This window comes from uncultured Caldilinea sp. (assembly GCF_937128415.1).
Classification (GTDB): Bacteria; Chloroflexota; Anaerolineae; order Caldilineales; family Caldilineaceae; genus Caldilinea.
Window position 1 is genome coordinate 18,235 of sequence record NZ_CAKZMJ010000094.1, and the last position, 24,524, is coordinate 42,758.

At 61.7% G+C, this 24,524-nt stretch carries 19 protein-coding genes, 1 pseudogene and 1 riboswitch; of the genes and pseudogenes, 11 read left to right on the forward strand and 9 right to left on the reverse strand.

Annotated features, from left to right (window positions below; translation table 11 throughout):
- The first annotated feature begins 11 nt into the window (after window positions 1–11).
- Window positions 12–1,283: a lycopene beta cyclase gene (crtL, locus tag Q0367_RS17650; protein ID WP_298983845.1), complete on the forward strand. Its 1,272-nt coding sequence runs from the start codon at window positions 12–14 to the stop codon at window positions 1,281–1,283.
- A 28-nt stretch (window positions 1,284–1,311) separates the two neighbouring features.
- Window positions 1,312–2,250 (forward strand): TIGR01777 family oxidoreductase, encoded by a 939-nt coding sequence (locus Q0367_RS17655; protein WP_298983847.1) that lies wholly within the window; start codon window positions 1,312–1,314, stop codon window positions 2,248–2,250.
- A gap of 305 nt (window positions 2,251–2,555) precedes the next feature.
- Here Q0367_RS17655 and Q0367_RS17660 read toward each other — a convergent pair whose 3' ends face one another.
- On the reverse strand, window positions 2,556–3,410 hold the full coding sequence (locus Q0367_RS17660; RefSeq protein ID WP_298983849.1) for an aminoglycoside phosphotransferase family protein: 855 nt from the start codon (window positions 3,408–3,410) through the stop codon (window positions 2,556–2,558).
- Window positions 3,411–3,599: 189 nt separating this feature from the next.
- Between Q0367_RS17660 and Q0367_RS17665 the strand changes: the two genes are divergently transcribed.
- The 6 genes from Q0367_RS17665 (at window position 3,600) to prfB (ending at window position 11,461) form a co-directional block, all read left to right on the forward strand.
- Complete coding sequence (locus Q0367_RS17665) at window positions 3,600–4,823, forward strand: beta-ketoacyl synthase (protein ID WP_298983851.1); 1,224 nt, start codon at window positions 3,600–3,602, stop codon at window positions 4,821–4,823.
- A gap of 111 nt (window positions 4,824–4,934) precedes the next feature.
- Window positions 4,935–5,801: a sugar phosphate nucleotidyltransferase gene (locus Q0367_RS17670; RefSeq protein WP_297632626.1), complete on the forward strand. Its 867-nt coding sequence runs from the start codon at window positions 4,935–4,937 to the stop codon at window positions 5,799–5,801.
- Between the two features lie 65 nt (window positions 5,802–5,866).
- Window positions 5,867–7,942 carry a collagen binding domain-containing protein gene (locus Q0367_RS17675; RefSeq protein WP_298983852.1) on the forward strand — a complete coding sequence of 692 codons (2,076 nt, stop codon included), beginning with the start codon at window positions 5,867–5,869 and terminating at the stop codon, window positions 7,940–7,942.
- A gap of 104 nt (window positions 7,943–8,046) precedes the next feature.
- The gene (gene ftsY, locus Q0367_RS17680; protein ID WP_298983854.1) at window positions 8,047–9,000 is read left to right on the forward strand and encodes a signal recognition particle-docking protein FtsY; all 954 of its coding nucleotides are present in this window, start codon (window positions 8,047–8,049) and stop codon (window positions 8,998–9,000) included.
- Between the two features lie 68 nt (window positions 9,001–9,068).
- The gene (locus Q0367_RS17685; protein WP_298983856.1) at window positions 9,069–10,217 is read left to right on the forward strand and encodes an MFS transporter; all 1,149 of its coding nucleotides are present in this window, start codon (window positions 9,069–9,071) and stop codon (window positions 10,215–10,217) included.
- A gap of 145 nt (window positions 10,218–10,362) precedes the next feature.
- A protein-coding gene (prfB, locus tag Q0367_RS17690) for a peptide chain release factor 2 (RefSeq protein WP_297632638.1) occupies window positions 10,363–11,461 on the forward strand; the annotation gives its coding sequence in 2 pieces (ribosomal slippage) (window positions 10,363–10,419 and window positions 10,421–11,461; 1,098 coding nt in all).
- Between the two features lie 75 nt (window positions 11,462–11,536).
- On the opposite strand, the gene Q0367_RS17695 is transcribed toward prfB, so the two are convergent.
- From Q0367_RS17695 to Q0367_RS17730, 8 genes are all read right to left on the reverse strand, one after another.
- Window positions 11,537–12,430 carry an MgtC/SapB family protein gene (locus Q0367_RS17695; protein WP_298983858.1) on the reverse strand — a complete coding sequence of 298 codons (894 nt, stop codon included), beginning with the start codon at window positions 12,428–12,430 and terminating at the stop codon, window positions 11,537–11,539.
- A gap of 83 nt (window positions 12,431–12,513) precedes the next feature.
- Entirely contained in the window at window positions 12,514–12,933 is a 420-nt protein-coding gene (locus Q0367_RS17700) for a hypothetical protein (RefSeq protein WP_298983860.1), read from the reverse strand.
- A gap of 86 nt (window positions 12,934–13,019) precedes the next feature.
- On the reverse strand, window positions 13,020–14,414 hold the full coding sequence (mgtE, locus tag Q0367_RS17705) for a magnesium transporter (RefSeq protein ID WP_298983861.1): 1,395 nt from the start codon (window positions 14,412–14,414) through the stop codon (window positions 13,020–13,022).
- Window positions 14,415–15,090: 676 nt separating this feature from the next.
- A riboswitch (M-box (ykoK) riboswitch) is annotated at window positions 15,091–15,272 on the reverse strand.
- Window positions 15,273–15,462: 190 nt separating this feature from the next.
- On the reverse strand, window positions 15,463–16,482 hold the full coding sequence (gene mgrA / locus Q0367_RS17710; protein WP_297632651.1) for an L-glyceraldehyde 3-phosphate reductase: 1,020 nt from the start codon (window positions 16,480–16,482) through the stop codon (window positions 15,463–15,465).
- Between the two features lie 65 nt (window positions 16,483–16,547).
- Window positions 16,548–17,720 (reverse strand): LysM peptidoglycan-binding domain-containing protein, encoded by a 1,173-nt coding sequence (locus Q0367_RS17715; protein ID WP_298983863.1) that lies wholly within the window; start codon window positions 17,718–17,720, stop codon window positions 16,548–16,550.
- A gap of 54 nt (window positions 17,721–17,774) precedes the next feature.
- Complete coding sequence (locus Q0367_RS17720; protein WP_298983865.1) at window positions 17,775–19,400, reverse strand: long-chain fatty acid--CoA ligase; 1,626 nt, start codon at window positions 19,398–19,400, stop codon at window positions 17,775–17,777.
- 60 nt (window positions 19,401–19,460) lie between these two features.
- Entirely contained in the window at window positions 19,461–20,384 is a 924-nt protein-coding gene (locus Q0367_RS17725) for a sugar phosphate isomerase/epimerase (protein WP_297632660.1), read from the reverse strand.
- A gap of 113 nt (window positions 20,385–20,497) precedes the next feature.
- Window positions 20,498–21,649: a Gfo/Idh/MocA family protein gene (locus Q0367_RS17730; protein WP_297632663.1), complete on the reverse strand. Its 1,152-nt coding sequence runs from the start codon at window positions 21,647–21,649 to the stop codon at window positions 20,498–20,500.
- 276 nt (window positions 21,650–21,925) lie between these two features.
- Between Q0367_RS17730 and Q0367_RS17735 the strand changes: the two genes are divergently transcribed.
- From Q0367_RS17735 to Q0367_RS17745, 3 genes and pseudogenes are all read left to right on the forward strand, one after another.
- A complete protein-coding gene (locus Q0367_RS17735) occupies window positions 21,926–22,852 on the forward strand; it encodes a sugar phosphate isomerase/epimerase (protein ID WP_297632666.1) in 927 nt (308 codons plus the stop codon).
- 18 nt (window positions 22,853–22,870) lie between these two features.
- Window positions 22,871–23,872, forward strand: a complete 1,002-nt coding sequence (locus Q0367_RS17740) for a Gfo/Idh/MocA family protein (RefSeq protein WP_297632670.1) — start codon at window positions 22,871–22,873, stop codon at window positions 23,870–23,872.
- Window positions 23,873–23,883: 11 nt separating this feature from the next.
- Window positions 23,884–24,524: pseudogene (locus Q0367_RS17745) on the forward strand (fucose isomerase); the annotation flags it as partial.

The following is a 24,524-nucleotide window of genomic DNA, read 5'->3' on the forward strand; positions in this document are numbered from 1 at the left end:
GCACAGGCAATATGAAAACCGATGTATTGATTATCGGCGCAGGGCCCGCCGGGCTGGCGCTGGCCGCAGCACTGTGCGACGCCGGTCTCTGCGTCGAAGGCGTCGCTCCCACCGACCCGGCGACGCCGTGGAGCAACACCTATGGCATCTGGGAAGACGAGCTGCCTTCCCCCGAGCTCGTCGCCATGCTTGGTCATCGCTGGAGCGACTGCGTCTCGTATGCAGGAGGTCAAGCGCTGCGGCTGGAGCGGGTCTATGGATTGCTCGACAACGTCAGACTCCAGACGCATCTGTTGGATCGCTGCACGCGCGCGGGCATGCGCTGGCGCCGCGGCTCGGCGAGGTTGGTCGAGCACACGGCCAGACGCGCTGAAGTCACGCTGGAGGACGGCAGCCTCGTGCAGACGCGGCTGGTGGTGGATGCCAGCGGACATACGCCCGTCTTCGTCAAACGCCCCCTTGCGAGCGCAATCGCCTATCAGGCCGCCTATGGCGTGGTGGGCGCCTTCACCCAAGCGCCGGTGCGACCAGGACAGCTGGTGTTGATGGACTATCGCTCCGAGCATCTGAGCGCCGAGGAGCGACGCGTTGAGCCGCCAACTTTTTTGTACGCAATGGACCTGGGAGGCGGCCGTTATTTCGTCGAAGAGACCTCGCTGGCGCATGCGCCCCCCGTTCCCTTCGATTTGCTCAAAGCTCGCCTGCATCGTCGGCTGGCTCACATGGGCTGCGCCGTAGCCGAAATGGAGCACGAAGAGCACTGCCTCTTCCCGATGAACATGCCCGTGCCCTATCTCGACCAACCGGTGCTCGGTTACGGCGGCGCGGCGAGTATGGTGCACCCGGCCTCCGGCTACCAGGTTGGCGCGGCGCTGCGGCTTGCCGCGCCACTGGCGCAGCAAATTGCGCACGCGCTGAGCGCGCCGAACGCCTCTCCGTCCGGCGTCGCCCGGACGGGTTGGGAGACCCTATGGCCGCAGGAGCGGCTGCGCAAACATCAGCTCTATCTCTTCGGCTTGCAGACGCTGCTCTCTCTAAATGAGTCGCAGTTGCAGCAATTTTTTGCCGTCTTCTTTCAGTTGCCGGTGCGCTACTGGGGCGGCTATTTGTCCAACACACTGACCACCGCCGAAGTCATGCAGACGATGGGCCGCGTCTTTCTCGCTGCACCCATGCAGTTGCGCCTGGCGCTGATCCGGGAAGCGCTGCGCCATCCTGGCCCTTTGTTGCGCGCCGTTGGAGTGCAGCCTTCTTACAGCAAAATTTTGCTCGCCTTTGGATAAAAGCAAAACGTATGGTGGAGAAAGACCGATGCACGGATCAAGGCGTAAAGTCGTCATCGTCGGCGGCTCCGGCTTCTTAGGACTCAACCTGGCGCGCGCCCTTTCCAAAAGCGCTGAATTCGAGGCTTGCATCATCTCAAGGCATCCGCCCTCCAACCAGGGCGACTGGCGGTGCGTGCGCTGGGACGCCCAGACGCTCGGCGCCTGGGCGGACGAGCTGGACGGCGCAGCCGCTGTGGTCAACCTTGCCGGGCGCTCGGTCGATTGCATCAAAACGCCCGATCATTGCGACGAAATTCTGCGCTCCAGAGTGGAGGCGACGCAGCTGATCGGACGGGCGCTTCGCAGAATCAAGCAGCCTCCGCCGGTCTGGGTGCAGATGTCGACGGCGCACATCTACGGCGATCCGCCGGAGATCGTCTGCACAGAGGACTCATCGTTCGGCTATGGCCTGGCTCCTTTCGTAGGCAAGGCATGGGAAGACGCGTACCACAGCGCCGTGCTGCCCGAAATGCGCCAGGTCATTTTGCGGACAAGCTTCGTTTTGGGGCGAAATGGCGGGGCCCTGCGGCGGATGGAGCTCGCCGTCCGACTCGGGCTCGGTGGAAAGATTGGAAGTGGGAAACAAGGGATCAGCTGGCTGCATGAAGAAGATATGAACCGGCTGTTTCTGCGCGCCATCAGGGATGAAACCATGCAGGGAGCGTACATTGCCACGGCGCCCAATCCGGTCTCGAACGCCGAGTTCATGAAGGCGCTGCGCAAAGCGTTGGGCGCGCCGATCGGTTTGCCTTCGCCGGGCTGGATGATCAAGCTGGCTGCGCCGTTGATCCTGAAAACCGATCCAGAGCTTGCCCTTTACGGCCGCTATTGCGTCTCCATGCGATTGGAGGCGGAAGGCTTCCAATTCAAACACCCCACCCTCGAGAGCGCGCTGGCGGCCATTTATGGACGTCCCTCCACCTGAGACGTGTGCAAAGAGCCGTGGGGAAGGCCCTCACCCCCCACCCCCTCTCCCAACGCTGGGAGAGGGGGAGCGCCGTCGTCGCAGCTAACACCGGGAGAGAGGGGGAGCGCCGTCGCCGCAGCCAACACCGGGAGAGAGGGGGAACGCCGTCGCCGCAGCTCGCAGCCGCAGATGCTCGCCAGCCCCCCCGCCCCCCTCTCCCAATGCTGGGAGAGGGGGAGCGCCGTACGCGGATGCACCGTTTTATCGTGTGAACTGCGCAACTCCTATAAATCCATCGTTCAACGGCATCCAGGCGCCATCTCTTATGCCTTCATCTCCCACAAAATCTGTGCGACCTGAAGATCATCGTTCTTAGCGCCGAAGTCCCTTCCTGCGTCCTCGCTGTAATCCCACCAGGCGGAGAGCACGCACTGCGCTATGCTCCACAGCCGCATGCGTTCGCGATCGAGCGTGAGCCGTTCGGCGAGCTGATCGATGCGCCGTTTGAGCACGCGCGCAGGGTTGGGTTGCGCCAAAGGCCATCCTAAAGGATTGCGCAGCATGGCGTACGCCTCGAACTCGCGCTCGCCGACGACGCCCTTGGGGTCAATGGCGAGCCACGCGCCTTCGGCCGTCGACAGAATGTTCTCGTGATGAAGGTCTCCATGCAACACCACCGTCGAGCCGCTCGACGCCAATAGCTCCGGAAAAAGGCGTTCGGCTGCATCGACCAAATGGGGCGGAAATGGTCCGCAACCGCCCTCGAAGGTGGGGCGCAGCGTCTCTAACTCGCGCGCCCACGCCTCGATCGTCAACATCGCATGGTCGGACGGCGCAGGGCGCCAGAGCGCCGCCATCACATCGGCGATAAGGGCGGTTGCTCTCTCGTCATCTTCTTCGACCAGGGCGCGCAACGGACGCCCGGGGCGAAGGCGCTCCAAAAGCAAGGCGCCGCCGGCGGGGTCGGCCTCTAGCAGCTGCACGCAGCCGCGACCGGCAAAGAAGATCAGCGCCTCGATTTCCGACCACAGCTCCCGATGCGGGACGCCGAGCTTCAATACGACCTCGCGTCCGTCGGCGCGCACGGCGGGCGCTACGTAGTTATAGGAGAGATTCTCAAAAGGAGGCCCCAGCGTCAGTCGCCAACGTTGAGCATATTCGGCCAGAAGAGCGGACAAGTTTCGCAGAAAATCTTCACCCTTTGCCCCAAATGTAGTGCAAATCGTATGAATGAAGGTCGATGGCAGATGCATTTTCGCCCTCATGTTCACCTTCACGAAAACCGATGGAACCAGTAGAATACATCACATATTCACCGACAAAGCAACCGACGCAATGGAGCATGCATCATTGAGCGAGGAGGAGCCATGACGCGAGTCTTCATCACCGGGATGGGCGCCGTCACACCGATTGGAAACGACGTGGCGCACTACTGGCGAAGCCTTGTGGCCGGAAAATCGGGGGCTGCGCGCGTCACGGCCTTTGACCCCGGCGAGATGCCTTACTCCATCGCCTGCGAGGTGAAAGACTATGCGCCTCCGCCCTCGAAACAAGGGATCGAGCGCTGGCCGCGGGCGACGCAATTTGCGCTCACGGTGGCGCAGCAGGCGGTCGCCGACGCCGGGCTGACGATCGACGCCGACAACTGCGAGCGCGTCGGCGTCTTCATGGCCACCGGCGGCGCCGGCCTGGCGATGGTGGAGCATTACATCATGGGTATGGCGCGCCAGGGATGGGATGTGCTTGAGCCCCTGAGCCTGATGCACATGCTGACGCATGAAGTCAGCGCTGCGGTCGCCATTGAACTCGGGGCGCAGGGGCCGGCGATGACGCACACGCTGGCCTGCGCCAGCGGCCACTATTCGGTGCTGGAGGCGTATCGCTTTCTGCAGCGGGGGGAAGCGGACGTTTTCATTGCAGGCGGCGTCGAATCCTCGATTACGCCGATCACCCTGGCCGCGTTCGGGCGCATGGGGGCCATGTCAAGCCGCACCGACGAGCCGGAGCGCGCCTGTCGCCCCTTTTCGATCGACCGGGACGGCCTGGTGGCTGCGGAGGGGGCGGCGGCGGTCGTGTTGGAGACGGAAGAGCACGCACGACGCCGCGGGGCGAAAATCTACGCCGAAGTGCTGGGGGGCAAATTGACCGGCGACGCCTATCACGTCACGGCGCCCGACCCACAGTCGGACGGCGCCGTGCGCGCCATCGTCGGCGCGCTGCAACAGGCGCGCATCGCCCCGGAAGAGGTTGACGTCGTCTATGCGCATGGCACCGGCACGCCGCTCAACGACGTGGCCGAGGCGCTCGCCTTGCGCCGCGCCTTCGGCGATTGGACAGATAGGTTGTACGTCACCAGCATCAAGAGCATGATCGGCCATAGCTTCGGCGCAGCTGGCGCACAGTCGCTGGTCGCCGCCGTGTGCACGCTATGCGAAGGAATTGTCCCACCGACGATCAACTACACGCCCGACCCGGCGATCGATCTGCACATCGTCGGCAATCGGGCCGAACGCGTGGACGCACGCGCAGCCATCGTCAACGCCTTTGGTTTCGGCGGGCATAACGTCGTGTTGGTGGTGGGACGGACCTAGCGGCTATGCGCTCACGGCGCACTGTCGAACAGCTCCCTCTCCGACACGGGACGCGCAACACACCGGAAGCAAACCTTTCACCCGACCATCAACAAGCAAGGATGCAAACGGATGAACGTCAAAAAAGCAGTGATCACCGCCGCAGGGCGCAGGCAGCGCACCCTGCCGCTGCAGACGCTGATCGACCGCGACGGCGCAGAGAAATCGGTGCTTTCCATTTTGATCGAAGAAGTGTTGGCGGCCGGCATCGACCAGATCGCCGTCGTGGTGCGGCCGGGCGACGAGCAGGCGTACGCGCAGGTGGCGGGCGATCATGCGCGGCGGCTCGTCTTCGTGCATCAGCCCGAACCTTTGGGCCATGGCCACGCCGTTTTCTGCGCACGCGAATTCGTCGGCCGCGACCCCTTTCTGCACCTCGTGGGCGACCACCTCTATGTGAGCAACGGCGCACAGCGCTGCGCACAGGCGCTGGTGGCGATGGCGGAAGCGCAGGAGTGCGCCATCTCCGCCGTGCAGCCGACGCGCGAGAGTCTGCTCCCCTATTACGGCGCGGTGGGCGGGCGTCGCGTGCCCGGAGCCGCCGGCCTCTATGAGATCGACGCCGTGATCGAAAAACCCACGCCCACACAGGCCGAGCAGCGCCTGATCGTGCCCGGGCTGCGCGCCGGCTACTATCTTTGTTTCTTCGGGATGCACGTGTTGACGCCCACGGTGATGAGCATCCTCGACGCGCAGATCGCCGCCGGCGCGCCCGTCGATCACCCGGAGCGCGGCTACACGCTCTCCGAAGCGCTGGTGGAGCTGGCGCAGCGCGAGAAATACCTTGCGCTCGAGCTGGCGGGCAGCCGTTACGACGTCGGCGTCAAGTATGGGCTGCTCACGGCGCAACTGGCGCTGGCGCTCACCGGCGACGACCGCGAGGAGGTGCTGACGCGGCTGCTTGAGCTCCTTGCGCAGCGCGAGCTGAATCAACGATAAGAATCGATTTGTACACAAGCCGGTTGTCAAGGTTGTTGACAAGGGAATCTGCTCTCGGAGGCGCTATGCAGCCCAAGATATTTCCGGCGGCCGCATTTCTTCTCACCGCGAGCCTTTTGCTGGCCCTGTTCTGTGGATTGGGCGCCTTCAATTCAGCCCTTGCGCAGTCTCCTCCTCTCGCCCCAGACGCACCCGGCAGCATCTCCGGCAGCGTCACCGATTCAAGCGGCGCGCCGCTCTCCGGCATCGATGTCACTCTCCACCGACGCGATTCCAATGGTTATTATTCATATTGGCGCTCCACACGCACAGACACCCAGGGGGCTTACCGCTTTGGAGTGCTGCCTGCAGGCACATACGCTCTTTCCTTTAGAGACCAATCCTCCGTTTACGCTCAGACCTTCTATTCCAACGCTTTGACGTTACAAAGCGCAACGCCGATCGCCGTGGCGGGCTCGAATGTGACCGACCTGAATGTAGCAATGCCCAAGGCTGGCGCCATTCAGGGCCAAATCAGCTATCTCGTCAGCGGTTTTGTTCAGTCCAGTCGCATTAATGTCCTTGCACGCGTTCAAGAGGAGTGGCAAACTGTCGCCTCCCTCTGGATTGAAGGTTCCGGCGTTTACAGCTTTCCTGGCCTTCAGCCTGGCGTCTATGCAATATGCGCATATAACGTCTTTTGGGATAGCGCAGGCGACAAACCATCCGAATCTTATCCAACGCTTTGCTATCCCGACGTTTATTCGTCCATCGACTACGCCTGGCCTGTCACGGTCACCGAGGGCCTCACCACGACGGACATTGACCTTGCGTTCGGAGTAGAAGGGGACAGCGCAACGATCGGCGGCGTCGTGCGCTCATCGGTCGGCTCCGCGTTGGAAGGCATCCTAGTTCATCTGTTCAGCAGAAACTCCTCTGAATCTTCACAATACAGCGCTATGACGCGAACCGATGCAGCGGGTCGCTATGAATTTCGATGGTTGCGGCCAGGAAACTATGTTCTGCTCTTTATTGACTTAGGAGGCCCCTATCTCGGCGAATTTTACGATGACTCGGTCTCGTATTCCGACGCCACGGTGGTCACAGTGAATCGGTACGAAAAGCGCCTGGATGTGGATGCAAGATTAAGCCTGGGCGGCGCTATCGGCGGCAAACTAAGCGTCCTTGGAGACGAGAAACCCGACAACGCCTATATCCAACTGTTGGGCGCTCCTCCCCCTTCATGGTGGTTTCCCCTCGGGTATAGCCACTATGACCCGGCGACCGGCGCTTATCGAGTCTCTGGAATTCCGCCAGGCATCTACCGCATGCGGGTCGAAGGTCAATTGAATCACATGACTTTCGGGGCCTATTACGGTGAAGGTGCAGGTCGCTATGATCCAGAGCAGGCGACCCCGATCACGATCACCCCCGGCGCCGTGATAGACAACATCAACATCGATCTAGGCGAGGCAGGAATGTTTGATGGAGCGATCGGCGGTCAAATTCGGGCCGAGGGGCGACCGCTGCCATCCGCCCGGGTTTCTTTGTACGCTTCGTCTGATAAGGAGCTTCCGCTGGTTGAGCTCCAGGCTGATGCCGAGGGCCGTTACTTTTTTGGAGGGTTAACAGAAGGAACGTATCGCATTGGCGTCGTCGATCCACTGGAGATTTATGCGACGACATTTTACTCCGATCGCATCTCTCCGGTAGACGCCTCGTTAGTCTCTTTGGAGGCAAGCCAGCAACGAATGAATGTGGATATCGAACTCAAACCCGGCGGCTGGATCACAGGGCGGGTTATAGCAGACAACAACAGGCCGGCGGCTCGATTCAACGTGTATGCCTGGTATGTCTTACAGAATCCAGGCGCTGAATATGCTTACGGCACGCTTTTCCCACTGATTCAGCGCGCAACCACAGATCAAAATGGAAATTACCGGCTCGGGGGCCTTCGAGCAGGCTCCTATCGCCTTTGCACCGGGCCCGGAGGAAGATTCCCTGGCGGGTTGCTGGCGTGCTTCGGCCTGCCACCGAGATCGATCGAGCCCTACCAGGCGGCGAACGTCGAGGTGCGCGCCGGTCAGACGACGGCGGGCATCGATATGTTCGTCGGCGAAAGACTGCCGTCGAACAGCTATTTGCCGCTGCTGATGCGGTAGTGTGGTACACTGTCAGTAGCAACCGGCCTGCGCTTCAGGCGTAGGCCAGTCCTATCGCTTAAACTACGAGGGACGCACCGTCATCCAATCGGTGGAGCAGAGACGTGTTCAGCAAATTGTTCGGCAAAAAGCAAGAAGAAAAGACCCAGGACGATCTCAAGCTGGAGCAGAGCCTGCAGAAGACGCGCGCAGGCATCCTGGGACGCATTGGCTCGATCTTTCAAGAAAACGAGATCACTCCAGAACTGTGGGAGGAGCTGGAGGACATCCTGATCATGGGCGACGTCGGCGCGGCGACCACGCAGGAGCTGCTCGCCACCACGCGCGCCCGTGTGGAGCGAGAGCGCATCAAGGCCGCCAAAGACGCCTATCTCGTGCTCAAACAGGAGATGGTGAAGCTCCTCCAGACCGACGAACCCCTGCACATCGAGGAGCCGCGCATCCTCACCGTCGTCTTCGTCGTCGGCGTCAACGGCTCGGGCAAAACCACCAGCATCGGCAAGATGGCGGCCTACTACAAGCGTCGAGGCAAGAAGGTCGTGCTCGCCGCCGCCGACACCTTCCGCGCCGCCGCCATCGATCAGCTCAAAATCTGGGGAGAGCGCGCCGGCGTTGAGGTCATTGCGCAGGCGCCCGGCTCCGACCCCGGCGCAGTCGTCTTCGACGCTATTCGCGCCAGCCAGGAGAGCCGCAAGGCCGACCTGCTGATCGTGGACACGGCGGGGCGCTTGCAAACCAAGTACAACCTCATGAAAGAGCTGGAAAAGATGCGCACGGTCGCCGCCAAACAGGTGCACAAAGCGCCCCATGAGACGCTGCTTGTGCTCGACGCCTCCACCGGTCAGAACGCCATTTCCCAGGCGCGGGCGTTCAAAGATTCGGCCGGCGTCACCGGCATCATCCTCACCAAGCTGGACGGCACCAGCAAGGGCGGCGCCATCCTCAACATCAAACGCGAGTTGGGCGTGCCCGTCCGTTTCGTCGGCACCGGTGAGAAGATCGACGATTTCGCCTACTTCGATCCGGTGAGCTTCGTCACCGGTCTGGTGGGCGATTGAACCCAGACGACAGGCGTCGAAGGCAAGGCTGGCCATCCTCGCTTTCGACGCCTCGTCCAATCCCGCTGATGGCCGAATCCACCCGCGTCTTCGTCGCCACCCTGCTCTTTTTTGTTGCATTCTACATGTTGCTCGTGCCGCTGCCTCCCTATCTGGTGAAGGCGGGGCTGGCGGACTGGCAGGTGGGGCTGGTGCTGGGGACGTTCGGCGTGGCGGCGCTGGTGGGCAGGCCGCTGGCCGGGCTGGCCGCCGACCGCTTGGGACGTCGCACCGTCGTCTGGGCCGGCGTGCTGAGCTTCGTCGTCGGCGTGCTGGCCGTGCTGGCGAGCGCCCACGTGCTCTGGCTCATGGCCGCGCGCACCTTGCAGGCGTTGGGCTACGTGGCAGTCACCACGGCGGCCACCGCGCGCATCACCGATCTGGCGCCTCCTGCGCACCGAGGCGCAGCCATCGCCCGCTTCGGCATCGCCGCCAATCTGGCCATGACGATGACGCCCGCCGCCGTCGACCTGGCGCTGAGGCGCGCCACGGCGGAACAGATTTTTATCGCCGCTGCGCTGGCAGCCGGCTTGTGTGGGTGGATGGCGCTGCGCTTCGGCGAGCGTCCGGTCGAGGCGCAAGGGCGCGGCGCGTTCCTGCACTTCTGGATTCTGCCTGGAGAGATTCGGCGGCCCTGGCTTTGGGCCGCGCTGCTGGGCGTTGGTTTTGGCGTGTGGCTGCAATTTTTGCCGCTGCTGGCGCTGCGTCGCGATGTCCAGCCGGTGGGCATGCTCTACGGCGTCTACGGTCTGGCGATCGTGTTGACGCGCCTGCTGACGGCGCCCTGGCAGGACAAAGGACGAGAGCGGCTGCTTCTGTTTTCTGGATTTAGCATCATGGCGTTGGGGCTGGGCCTGTTTGCGTTCACGGCGTCGCTGCCCACCTTTCTTGCAGCAACCGCATTGGTGGCTGCAGGCGGCGGCGTCTTGCATCCGCTCCTGATCGCGCTGCATGTGCGTCACATGCCGGCCTCGCTGCGCGGGCAGGCGGTTTCCACCTTCTACCTTGGTTTTGACCTGGGCAACGGCATGGGCGTGTGGACGTTGGGCTTCGTCTTGCAGCGGTGGGGGCTGACGGCCCTGTTCGGGGTGGCGATGGCCTCTGCGCTGGTCGGGGCCGCGATCGCAACATTGCGCAATCCGGCCGCCGCCAAACTCATCCAGAAAGAAAGCTTGTAGTACAATTATCCAGGCGGATGCGCCGGATTCATCGTAGGTGCGGCTCTCAGCCGCACATTCTCGGTGGAACGCAAGGCCTTGAAGAATGCGAGGAGAAGCGCAGCTACGAATAGAGTGATGGAGATTTCAAAAGGAACAAGAATATATGAGCGAGTTGGAAAACAGACTCAACCAAATCGTCGAACGCGTGGACGCCATTCGGGGGCGTCTTTGACATCCCCGGCAAAGTGAACCGCATCCAGGAGCTGGAGCAGCGCAGCCAACAGCCCGACTTCTGGGATGATCCGCAGAACGCTCAAAAGATCATGCAGGAGCTGAGCGCGCTGCGCGACAAGGTGGAAGTTTGGGAGGGGCTGGCCCGTCGCGCCCACGACGCGCTCGAGCTCTACCAGATGGCCGAGGACGACCCGGCCATGTTGACCGAGCTGGAAGCGGAGGCGGACGCGTTAGAAAAGGAGCTCGACGAGCGCGAGTTCACGCTGGCGCTCAGCGGCCCTTACGACAGCGGTTCGGCGATCCTCAGCATTCACGCCGGCGCCGGCGGCACCGAAGCGCAGGACTGGGCGCAAATGCTGCTGCGCATGTACCTGCGCTGGGCGGAGAAACATGGCTTCAAAACCTTTATCACCGACGAGACCGAAGGCGAAGAGGCGGGCATCAAGAGCGTGACCGTCGAGGTCAACGGCCCCAACGCCTACGGCCTGCTCAAAGCGGAAAAGGGTGTGCACCGGCTCGTGCGCCTCAGCCCCTTCGACGCCAACAACCGCCGCCACACCAGCTTCGCCAAGGTCGAGGTGATGCCGGTGCTGGACGAAGACATCGAAATCCAGATCGACCCCAAAGACATCGAAGTGGAGGTCTTTCTCAGCAGCGGCGCCGGCGGCCAGAACGTGCAGAAAAACCAGACGGCCGTGCGCATTCGTCACCTGCCGACCGGCATCGTCGTCACCTCGCAGAATGAGCGCAGCCAGACGCAGAACCGCGAGATGGCGATGCGCGTGCTGCGCGGCAAGCTCTACGAGCTGGAACAAGAAAGGCTGGCGGCGGAGAAAGCCAGGCTCAAGGGCAAGGTGGACGACGCCAACTTCGGCAGCCAGATTCGCAGCTATGTGTTGCATCCGTACCAGTTGGTCAAAGACCTGCGCACCGGCGTGGAGACGGGCAACACAACCGCCGTGCTCGACGGCGAGATCGATATGTTCATCGAGGCGTGGCTGAAGAGCAATTTGCAAGACGTTGCGTAAAGCCCAGGGATGCAGATGGCGTTGGCGGAAAGGCGAACGCGCCTGCGCTTCAACGCCATCTGCGCTATGGCCAGGCTAACGTTTGGAAGCGTCTGAATCCTGCCCTTCAGGTTCATTGAGATCGACCAACAGATTTTCGTCATCCAGATTCATTTGCTCTTGATGCTGGACATCTACACCTTGCCTCGTCGCCAGTCCGGCCTCATCTGACGCTTCCACCTCAACGTCTGAGACGTCCACGCGCTGAATGGATTTAACGACCAGCAACTGTTTCACCAGCCGTTCTAGCTGATGGGAAGTCAAGGGTCGAGTGAGATCGACGCGCAAGATTGCAGTTTCGCCGGCCGAAGGCAACATCGTCGCGCGTTTGACCGGCGCCCCCAGCCGGTCGAGTGCGGTCAGCGCCTTGCCAACTGCGCGATGGTTGTCTTTCAGGTGGAGCTTGAGCATATTGACTTCATGATTGCGGCCAAGCCTGGCTTCCACGCGTTCCAGAACAACCAATGTGAACAAAATGAGCAACGTCGTCGCCGTCGCCAACCCGGCCATCCCCACCCCAACGGCAATGCCAATTCCCGCCACGCCCCAAATGCTGGCGGCCGTAGTCAGGCCGCGCACTGTTGAGCCATGGCGCAGGATTGCACCGGCGCCGAGAAAGCCGATGCCCGAAACCACGTAGCTGGCCACCCGCATCGGGTCGCGCACGCCCATATCGGGTAGGGCGTACGCGCCGGCCATGGTCATCAAACAGGCGCCCAGTCCCACCAGAATATGCGGACGAAAGCCGCTGGCGCGCTCATGTTGCGAGCGTTCCCATCCGATCAGGCCGCACAGCAACAGCACCACCAACAGGCGTCCGACGAGGATCGAATCAAAGGGGCCGACGATCTCCCCAGAAGTTTGCGCTATTCTTAAGGCGAAGTCTTTTCCAAGCTGGTTGAGCGCATCCGTAAACACTTCGTAATTCATGGCGCACCTCGACGGTGGACGGTCAAATCAGCTTCCTGCTTCATCAAAATGATTGCGCCAGAATGGCGACCGTGGTCAATCTTTCACGCTTTGGACATTTTCATAGCCTTGAGCCATCGCAGCAAGTCCGCGCGTCGCCGCATGTCTGTACGCTTTATGTGATCGATCCATGTCCATGCGATGCGCGGACCGGCCAAAACAAGCATGCGGCGCCACGTCCGTTGCAGCGCGTTGTCACAAAATTCAGGAACGCGCCCCTGCAGCCGGCGTAGGACGACGACGCATCGGTCCATGCCCTGCTGTTCGAGATCGGCGAGGTGCAACAGCAGGTCGCGCTTATGCGGCTCCGCCGCGATCGTCGCCAGGTCTCGATAGAGCTGATTGAAAAACTTTCTGTGACAATACACTTGCTCGACATAGGCGATGAGACGCATCCGAACTGCGTGCACCCGTTGTAAGCGATCGCTGCGCCCTCGCGCATCCAGATTGTAGTCGCTGCACATGCATCACCTTCCGGTTGTCGCTGCATTCCATCTCTCTTGGTGGAGGTCGCAAGCGTGGTTTGCGACCTCCACCTGCTCTTTCACTGTTAAACAGCGAGCAAGAAGTTCACCAAGGAAAAGTAAAGCGCCAGACCTGTAAAATCCTTGATGGTGGTGATAAAAGGATCGGCTCCCGGCGCATGGTCGAAGCCCAGCTTCGTCAGTGTATAGGGCAGCAAAAAGCCCAGGAAGGTGGCCAACGTCACGACGGCGCAAATCGAAACGCCAACCGCAATGCCGATCTGTGGAAACCCATTGGGGATCCCCTGCCACTGCCAGGCGATCACTCCAGTAACGACCCCGAGAAGAAGCCCCATCACCAGGCCGATGCCCACCTCGCGGCGCACATGCCACCAGAATTTTGCCAGGTCGATATGCCCCAACGCCAGACCGCGCGCAAAGATGGTCGTGGATTGCGTGCCGACGTTGCCGCCCATATCCATGACCAACGGAATAAAGACAGCCGCAGCCAGGATCTTGGCCAGCACCTCCTCAAACTGGTCGATCAGGCCGCCGGTCACCAGGCCGCCGGCGACGGTGACCAGCAAGAATACGATGCGCACAGAGACGGCGTACAGGATCGGGCCGCGGGTAAGCTTTTCGCTATGAATGATGTCGCGTTGACGTCGCACATCCACGATGCCTGCCATCTGGTACATCGTCTCAGAGGCCTCTTCTTCCAACACATCGATCACGTCGTCAAAGGAGACTGCGCCGACCAGACGACCTTCTCCGTCGACGACGGGCAAAGCGACCAGGTCATACTGTTTCAGCAAACGCGCGGCGACGGTGCGTTTTTCCGACGCTCGCACGAAGACGTCTGAACCTTCGAGCAACGTCTCGATCTTTGCATCCGGCTCCGCTCGCACAAGCCTGGTGAGCGAGACAACCCCCTTGTAATAGCGTTTCTCGTCAATGACGAAGATCACGCGCAGCTCATCGTCTTCCAAATTAGAGGAACGAAGCACGGCAAGCGCCTCTCGCACCGTGTTGTGGCTGCGCACGGCGAGATAGCGCGGATTCATGATCCGGCCCACACTCTCCGGCGGATAGTTCAGCAGCACATTTACAGATTCTCGCGCTTCGGGGCTGAGCGCAGCCAGCAGACGTTTTGTGACCTTGGCGGGCAACTCATCGAACAGGTGCACGCGCAGGTCCGGATCGAGCTTCTCGAACAGTTGCACCGCCTCCGGATCGGCCATCGCCTGCACCAGGTCGGTTTGTTGGGTGGTGTCCAACCGCTCGAACACGTCGATGGCGCGATCTTTGTCCAGCAATCGAAAGAGCAAGATACGCTGCGCCGAAGGAAGCTCCTGCATCAATTTGATCACCTCATAGACGGACCAACTCGCCTGCTGCTCCTTGATCGTGTTCAACTCCCCGTTGTTCAACAGCTTCTGCAAATTGAGCTTTTCCTTCAAAGGATGGTTCAGGTTGGCCATGATGGTCTGTTCCTTTCCATTCTGTAAAGTCATTCCCGCTATTCACCCCGTTGATTGGCGCCTGCCGCTTTTTTCCCGAAAGGAGGCGCGTCAACGCCAGGACAAACGTCCTCCGCTCTTGCAGAGCGCATGGACGCCGGCAAGGCTCTCCCCGGCGAAGAGAGCGACCAACGCCGGGGAAAGCGACGCACATCACTTCAAGTGCGGCGATAGTGCAGAGCGTGCGCGCTCCGCGTTTCACGTCACCGGCTGCAGCCGCCGGTCGCAAGTGTGCAAGAGCGTCCCACCGACTGCCTGCATGGAGTGATCTGGACGCGCTCGCAAAGAATGAGGCTGTTCAGTTGTTCGGAAATGAGGCTGAGCGATGGCGTGCGGTTGCATCGGCGCAACTGCGAGCCTCTCCCAGCGAGCTGTGAGACGTCCATGCTCGTTCAACACCCACTTCATCTTCAGCATGTTCCACCTCCCGAGATCGACACCATGAAGGTCTCTCGCATCGTCTTCTTGCATCGAGGTCTAGACTACTTTCCGTGTCCTGCATGACGTCTCACCCCCTTTCCTCGCAGCTTGCGCCCTGAGCGCCTGTTCGGCGTTGCAGAAGCAATGAAAAAAAGAAGACAGCCCACGAGAGGCTGTCTTCACACTTATCCATCAAATACAGGACAAATCTGTCCTGCATGAGCGCCTCTCGTTGAGCTTTGGCACTGGTTGACGTAGATTCTCTCTTGCATCGAAAGAGGATCAGCTGCTTTATGCCAAACCTTAAGCCGATTTGGCCTGTTCTACCCATTGGCGTCTTTCGACGTTTCCGGGCAGCAGCCTGTGTTCAACCAGGAGCCTCACCTAACGGCCATTCAATTTTCGCAACCTTTATAATCGGTCTACCGATCTTTGTCAAAATGGAGGAACAATTAATTCACATGGCCGCCGATTCTCTTGCTCCTCACACTTTGCGCCTTTCTCTTGGAGGCTATTATGCACTTTAAAGCAGTGAACATGATACGCTCATCATGACTCAAAGTTCATCACACGCTCTAGGCGCGCTCGATCACCACACCGGCGGCTCGTCGTCTTCGCGCAAGATTGCCTCAATGGCCGCCAGTTCCTCCTGCGTAAACGTGAGATTTTTGACCGCCGCCGCGTTGTCTTCAATCTGGCTGACCTTGCTGGCGCCCACTAACGCCGAGGTCATCTGAGGATGACGCAACACCCAGGCGATCGCCATTTGCGCTAACGTCTGACCGCGCGCCTCGGCGATCTGATTCAACCGTCGGGCCAGTTCGATGCGCTTTGCGCTGACTTCATTCGCCTTCAAGAAACCATGAGGCTTGGCCGCGCGCGAATCGGGCGGGATGGCGCCCGCCAGATATTTGTTCGTCAGGAGTCCCTGCGCCAGCGGCGAGAAAGCAATGCATCCGATGCCCAGCTCGCCAAGCGTGTCCAACAGGCCATCTTCCACCCAACGGTTGAACATGCTGTAGGCGGGTTGATGGATCAGGCAAGGCGTGCCCAGGCTGCGCAAGATGGCCGCAGCCTCGCGCGTCTGCTCGGGCGAATAGGTCGAGATGCCGACGTAGAGCGCACGGCCCGAACGGACGGCGTAATCGAGCGCCATCATCGTCTCTTCCATTGGGGTGTTGGGGTCAGGCCGGTGGCTGTAGAAGATGTCAACATACTCCAACCCCATGCGTTTGAGGCTCTGATCGAGGCTGGCGATCAGATACTTGCGCGACCCCCATTCTCCATAAGGGCCGGGCCACATATAGTAGCCCGCCTTGGTGGAGATAATCAGCTCATCGCGATAAGGTCGCAAATCTTGCGCCAGAATGCGCCCGAAGTTCTCCTCCGCCGATCCGGGAGGCGGGCCGTAATTGTTGGCGAGATCGAAATGGGTGATGCCCAGATCGAAGGCGCGCAGCACCATGGCGCGAGCGTTCTCATACACATCGACGCCGCCAAAGTTGTGCCACAGTCCCAGGGAAACAGCCGGCAGCAACAGGCCGCTGCGCCCCGTGCGGCGATAGACCATCCGACCATCGTAACGTTGCGCATCTGCTTGATACACCATAAGTTCTCCTCAATTCACGATAAGGCGTTCCATAAAAAGAACTTTGTTCAAGAATCTATCCACCATTATCGATGAACGATCACCAGCGTGCCCGGGTTGGATTCATCCAACACATGCCAGCCAGGGCCGACCGTCGGCGTCGTCCAGTCCCAGAGCCATTTGGCGTCGCTGTTGGTCATGTTGATGCAGCCGCGGCTCATGGGCGTCCCGAAATTGTTGTGCCAGTACGCGCCGTGGAAGGCATAGTCCCGATAGAAATACTGCACCCACTGCACGTTGGGAAGGTAATAGTAATCCCCCGCCGCTCGACTGCCGCCCTGCATGACCTGTGAGGAGACCTTCGCCCAAATGCGGAAGACGCCGGTGACGGTGGGCGTTTTCGCCTTGCCCGATGAAATGACAAAGCGCTTGATGAGCTTGTTGCCTTCCCAGGCGTAGGCGCGCTGATGGTCGAGATCGACAGAGATCCACTTGCCTTCGGTGGGGACGACCGGATAGAGGGGCACGCCGTCGGCGCCCATCGGCGCGGCGGCGAAGAGTTCGGCGAGGGAAGGCGGCGGCACAATCAGACGCTGACCGGCTTTGACCTGCCTGGCGTCGGCAATTTTGTTCAACTCCAGGATGCGGCGGAGCGACGTCCCATAGTCCCTGGCAATCGAGGCCGGCGTCTCGCCCTCTCGGACGACGTGGACATAGGACCTGCCCGACAGCGGAACCATGTTCCTGGCCGTGAAGATCGGCGCAGCGCCATCGTTGACGGGAACGCGCAGCGCCTCGCCCGGCAGCAGCGGTGCGGAGGGTGAACGCAGGTTCATTTCCGCCAGGTGCGCCGGCGTGGTGTGAAACCGGGCGGCGACGCTAGAGAGCGTGTCGCCCGGCAGCGCAAAATAGATGCGCGTGTTTTCAAGGCCTAACGTAATCGATGGCTGTGGGCTTGACCCTTGCAATGAAGCGCGCCCTACGCCGCTGCCCGCTGCGTGCGACGGCACCGCCAGCCGCTGACCAACCCGAATCAACTCCGGATTTTGAATGCCGTTGAGGCGCATGAGCGTGTTGACGTCGGTGCCATAGCGCCGGGCGATGGCAGTCAACGTCTCGCCGGGGGCCACGACATGGACGTCGGTCGTCTGCGCCGCTGCAAAACGCGTCGTTGCGCCGATGGATAGGACAAGACAAAGAACCATCCAGAAAAGTCGCCGTTGCACCGACTTGACGATTGCGCCACGATAGTTGCTCAATTTTCTCTGCGTCCTCCGAGCCTCTCGGGATGAAAACTCGTCACTGCTCTCCATTTATGTCAACCGTCCCTCGGCGTACCGGCGCCGCAGCTCCTTTTTGTCGAACTTGCCCACGCTGGTCTTGGGCACCTCATCGATGAAGACGATCCGCTCTGGAATCCAGAACTTGGCGACGCGCGTGGCGAGGTAAGCCTGCAGCTCCTCCGCCGTCAGATCCCATCCCTCCTTCGTGCGCACCACGCACGCCAGCGGCCGCTCCGACCACTTTTCATCGGGGATGGCAATCACCGCCGCCTCGAGCACCTTCGGGTGATCGATGATGGCGTTTTCCAGCTCCACGGTGGAAATCCACTCACCGCCGCTCTTGACCAGGTCTTTGGTGCGGTCGGTGATAGTCATGTAGCCGTCCGGCGAAATCGTTGCGACGTCGCCGGTGCGGAACCAACCATCGGCGGTCATGTAGTCCGGCGTCGGCTCGCGCTTGAAGTACTGCCGGATGATCCAGGGGCCGCGCACCTGCAGCTCGCCCATCGTCTTGCCGTCCCAGGGCAGCTCTCGCCCCACCTCGTCGACGATGCGCATCTCCACGCCCAGCACCGGATACCCCTGTTTGGCCTTGATGTCCCAACGCGCCTCATCGTCGAGCGCCTCGTGGGCCTTAAGCGGGATCGACACGGTCCCAAGCGGCGACATTTCGGTCATGCCCCATGCGTGCAGGACGTTGACGCCCAACTCGCTTTCGTAGGCTTTGATGAGCGAACGCGGCATCGCCGAGCCGCCGACGACCAGCGCGCGGATGCAGGAGATGTCGCGAGGGTTCTGCTTCAGCTCATGGTAGAGGCCGTTCCAAATGGTCGGCACGCCGGCCGCAATGGTGACGCGCTCGTTGGCGATCAGGTCGGCCAGGGCTTGCGGCCGCAGATGCGGGCCGGGCAGAACGATGTCGGCGCCCGACGCCACGCACGCGTAGGGCAAGCCCCAGGCCATGGCGTGAAATTGCGGCACGACCGGCAGCACCACGTCCGACTCGCGCACGCCCAACGCATTGGCGGCGTTCTCCCCCATGGTATGCAGGAACATCGAGCGATGCGAGTAGAGCGCGCCTTTGGGCTCGCCCGTCGTGCCGCTGGTGTAGCACATCCCCATCGCCATGTTTTCGTCGGTGCTGCGCCAGGCGAAGTCCTCGTCGCTCTCTTCGATCAAATCCTCGTAGAAAAGCGCATTGGGCAAGGCGTCCTTCGCCTCGCGCGGGGCGTTGAAGAGGACGTACATTTGAACGCCGGGCGTCTGCGGCGCCACCTTCTGATAGAGGGGAAGCAGCGTCCCGTCGACAAAGACAATTTTATCTTCGGCGTGATTGACAATATAGGCGAGCTGGTCAGGGAACAAGCGGATGTTCAGCGTATGGCAGACCGCCCCGGCGCCCGGCGCCGCATAGTACAGCTCCAGATGCTGATAGTTGTTCCATGCGAAGGTGCCGATGCGGTCGCCCGGCTCGACGCCGAGCTTCACCAACGCCTTGGCCAGCCGCTTCGAGCGACGGTAGAGGTCGGCGTAGGTGTAACGGAAGAGCGAGCCATCCGGCTGCATCGTCGTGATGCGCTTGTGGGCGTAGAGACGATTGCCGTGCTCCAGGATTTTATCGATGGTCAGCTGCCAGTTCATCATCAGACCGTTCATCGCACCCCTCCCGAAGGTCAGCGTCCTCTGCAAATCCCTGACGACATCCCAGAACCGCCGTCACAGATCCACCGTCAAATACTGGCGCAGGTACGCCAGGCTCTGGGTGAGCGAGGCCTTGCGCAGCTCGAGCGAACCCTCGTAGGCGCGGTCCTCCACCTCCACCGCCACCGGCCCCGCGTAGCCGACGTCGGTCAGCACCGAGAAGAACTTGCCCCAATCCACATCGCCCAGGCCAGGCAGTTTGGGCGTATGATAGTGGTTGGGGAAGGCGAGGATGCCGACCTGGTCAAGCTTGTGTCGATCGATGCGCGCATCCTTGGCGTGAATGTGGAACAGACGATCCTTGAACTCGCGCATCGGCGCCAGGTAGTCCATATGCTGCCAAATCATATGCGAAGGATCATAGTTCAGGCCAAAATTTTTGCTGGGAATATCCTCAAACATGCGACGCCAGATGGCGGGCGAGTGCGCCAGATTCTTGCCGCCGGGCCATTCATCGCGCGTGAAGAGCATGGGGCAATTTTCAATGGCGATCTTGACGCCATTGTCCTCCGCAAAGGCGATCAGCGGCTTCCAGGTGCTGAGGAAGCGCGGCCAGTTTTCATCGACCGATTTGGTCCAATCGCGGCCGATGAAGGTGTTGACGACCGGGACGTTGAGCAAGCTCGCCGCCTTGATGACGGCCTTGATGTGCTCGACGTAAACCTGCGCCTCCGTCTCGTCCGGCGCCAGCGGGTTCGGATAGTACCCCAGCCCGCTGATGCTGACGTTGTATTGCGCCATGAGGTCCTTCACCCTGGCTGCGTCGTCAGCGGTGAAGCCGACGACGTCGATGTGGGTCACGCCGGCGTAGCGACGCTCGGCCTTGCCTTTGGGCCAGCACATCAGCTCGACGCAGCCATAGCCCGTCTCGGCGGCGAAGGCCACCACTTCCTCCAGCGAGAGATCCGGCAAAATCGCACTGACAAATCCAAGTTTCATTGGCGCCTCCTAAGTGGTAATCCCTATACGAAAAATGCACTCTGCAATGTTTCGTGTGTTGTGTGGTGCGTGTTTCGTGTGTTGCGCGGCGCATGACGCCCCACGCAACGCTCTTACTTTCCAACTTTCACCCAGCGCTGCTCGTCGTGGCTGCGCAGGATCGCTTCGCAGAGCAAAATCTCCTTGTGGCCCTCTTCAAAGGTGGGGAAGAAGGGCGCTGCGCTGAAGTCGCCGGCGGCGATGTAGTCGTAGAACGCGCGGAAACACATCTTGAAGGAATCGGGATACCCTTCGTTGTGGCCGCCGGGATAATCGATGTAGCGCGCCACCGATGGGTCCATCAAGCTGGGGTCTTTGAAAAGATGTTCGTTGGGCTGATTGCGGTGGCCGATCCAGAGCTCGTTCGGGCGCTCGCCGTCGAACCAGATGGCGTGCTGCGTGCCTGCGATCTCGTAGCGCAGACAGTTCTTGCGGCCCGCCGTCAACTGCGAAACCCACAGCACCCCTCGCGCGCCGTTGTTGAAGCGCAGCAGCACTGCGCCCATGTCCTCGGTCTCAATCGGGATCGCCTCCGTCTCCTGGTGAACGACCGTCTTGGCGCTGAACGTCTCCACCTCGCCCTTGGGCCGATAGCGCGTGGGGAAGACGGTGCGCAGGTCGGCGAAGACCTCGACGATCTCCAGGCCGGTGATCGTCTGCACCAGGTCCATCCAGTGCGTGCCGATGTCGGCGACCGCGCGCAGCCGGCCCCCCTCGGAAGCCAGCACGCGCCAGTTGTAATCCGTCGGGTAAAGCAGCCAGTCCTGCACGTAGTTGCCGAAGATGGAGACGACCTCGCCGATCTGCCCGGAGCGCACGCGCGCCCGCGCCTCGAGGCTGGTTGGATAGAAGCGGTAGTTGTAGTTGACGCCCGCCGCCAGCTTGACCGATTTCGCCAGCTCGACCAGTTCCGCCGACTCACGCGAGTTCATGGTCAGCGGCTTCTCGCAAAGCACATGTTTGCCCGCCAGCAAAGCTGCTTTCGCCGTCTCGTAGTGCCAGCGGTTCGGCGTGGTGATGTGCACCGCCTGCACGTCGTCATCGGCCAAAATTTCGTCGAAAGAGGCGTAGGCTTTGGGGATGCCATGCGCAGCGGCGAAGCGCTGCGATTTTTCAGGTGAAGAGCCGAGCACGCCCACCACGCGCACACCGAGACGCCGCAGCGCCTCCGTATGCGCCGGCCCCATGAAGCCTGTGCCGGTGATGGCAACGCCGATATCGTACATGGTTCGCTCCTCCTTCGATGGTTGAAATGCAGTTCATCGTCCTCAAGATCAGGGAGATTCAGCGCTGGTGTTTGTAGGATTTTCAGAGATACTGTAGACCAAGCGATTGAAGCTTGTCAACTGAGGGTCGAGGGATGGTCGAGAACTTCCTCCATCCCTATGCGCAAATGACAGTTCGCCGCCGGAGCGTGTAAAATACAAAGACGAAATCTTGATTCCCAATCCGCACAGCGAACCAGCGCAAGGCGCATCATCTGCACCAGGGAGAGACTGATTATGACGCTGTTCACCGGTTTTCGCCCGCCCATCGCCTTTCACACCAACATTTTGACGATTTTCCCAGGCTTTCAACCGTGGAGCCTGCCCAAGCTGGCGCGCTGGGCGGTGGAAAATGGCTTCGACGGGTTGGAGGTCGGCCCCGCCGTGCCCCTCAAGGCCGCCGACTTCGCCGAAGCGCGCCGCATCGGCGCGCAGATTTTCTGCCTCACCTACGGCCGCAACGTGCTGGCGGGCGACCCAGAGGAGCGCGCCCTGCATCAGCGCAACGTGCTCGAGCGCGTGCGCTTTGCCGGCGACGAAGGGATTCCGCTGGTCGTGCTGGCGACGGGACGCATCCCGGGCAAAAGCTTGCGCGCCAACCTGCCCGACGTGGTCGAATGGTTCGCCGGGCAAGTGCTGCCGTTGGCGCAGTCGGGCAACGTCACCATCGCCGTGGAGAATTGCCCCGCCGTCGGCAATATCGCCACCAGCCCGGCCATGTGGCTGGAGCTTTTCGACAAGGCGCTGCCGGAGCTGATGCTGGCCTTCGACCCCAGCCATCTCGTCTGGCAGTTCATCGACCCCTACGCCGCCCTGCACGAATATGCGTCTCGCGTGCGCCATGTGCACGTCAAGGACGCGCTCGTCGACCGGACGAGACTGGCCCGCGAGGGCATCGACGGCGAAGGTTGGTGGCGCTACACGCTGCCCGGCTGGGGAGAGCTGAACTGGGCGCGCATCCTCGCCGAGCTGCGCCGCGTCCAATACCCCGGCTGCCTGAGCATCGAACATGAAGACGCCGCCTGGGATCGCAGCGAGGGGGAAATCCTGCAATCTTTACTGCTCAGTAAGCGCTATCTCGAACAATATCTTGCCGATCCGGTCGAAGTGCCTGCCGTTGAGGCGGTGGCGCCGGAGCGCGTGGCGGGCGTCAAACCTATTTGAATTGAGGAGCTAAACACCATGGCCTCCAAACTACGAGTGGGATTTATCGGCGCCGGGCGCATGGGCGCCGTGCACGCCAGCATGATCGCCGATGAGCCGGACGTGCAGATCGTCGCCGCAGCCGACATCGACCCTGCACGGGCGGAGGCGTTCGTGCAAAAATGGGGTGGCCGCGCCTTCACCGACCACCGCTCCATGTTAGAAGCAACGCCGCTCGACGCCGTCTACATCTGCACGCCCACGCGGGCGCACACGAACATCGGCCTGGACTGCCTGGAGCACGGCGTTGCGCTGTACGTCGAAAAGCCGCTCGACCTCGACCTGCGCCGCGCCCGGCGCTTTGTGGAGAAGGCCGAAGCGTGCGACGCGCTGGCCATGACCGGCTTTCACTGGCGCTACACCGAGGCTTATCGCCGCGCAGAGGAGATGTTGGACGGCGCAGCGATTGCGCTGGTCAACCTGCGCTGGTACTGGACGCGGCCGCCGATCCGCTGGATGTGGGATCGCAGCGAGGCCGGAGGGCAGATCGTCGATCAAAACATTCACCTGATCGACGTCGGCGCGGCGCTGGCGGGCGGGGTGAAGACGGTCTACGCCGCGTACAACGAACGGCAGGCCAACCACGAGCCGGAGTTCCACAACTGGGATGGCTATGCGTTGACCTTGCACTTTGGGCGCGGGGCAGTGGGCGTCTGCGCAGGCACCTATGCGCTCTTTCCGGAGATTCAGCTGGCGCCGACTGCGGACTTCGCCGTGCGCGATTGTCTGGTGCGCATCACCGACAAACAGGTGCAGCGCTACACTCCAACCGGCGTCGAAAGCTGGCCCAACACCGAGCCGCCGCATCGCGCCATCAACCGCGCCTTCATCGCCGCCGTGCGCACAGGCGACCGCTCGCCGGTGCGCACCACCCTGCGCGATGGGCTGATGACGACGGCGACGGTGCTGGCGGCCAACCGTTCGGCGCAGACGGGCAAGCCCATCGACGTGGCGGCGTTTCTGGAGGAGGAGAGCGCATGAGGAGAGAGGCAATGGAGCCGCTGACCGTGGCGATGGCGGCGATCGCGCGGCCTACGTTCGACGTTCCACTGGCGCAGTCGGTCGCCGACGAAGCGGCGGCGCGGCTGGAACGCAGCGGGCTGTGCGTGGTGGGAACCCGCACCTCTTTGATCATGGACGCCGACGGCGCAGCGCAGATGCAAGACGCACTGCGCAGCCTGGAGTGCGATCTCCTCATCCTGTTGCAGGCCAGTTTCGCCGACAGCAGCATGGCGGCGGCGCTGGCCGAGATGGCGGCGGCGCGGCGCATTCCCGTGTTGCTGTGGGCGGCGCCGGAGGCGCGCACGGGCGGCAGGCTGCGCCTCAACAGCCTCTGTGGCGTCAACCTGGCGGGCCATGCGCTGACGTTGCGCCGCATTCCTTACGACTACGTGCTGGCGCCTCCCGACGACCCGGCGGCGCTCACCAAGATCATCACGCTGGCGCGCGCCGGACGAGCTTTGCGCACGCTCAACGGCGCCGTCATCGGACTGGTCGGAGAACACCCCACCGGTTTTGACACCTGCGCCTACGACGCCGACGACCTCCAGGCTCTGTTCGGCGTGCGCGTGGAGCGGATCGCCCTCAACGAGGTGCTGCAGGAATCCGCCGCTGCGCCGGCGGCGGAGCGCGA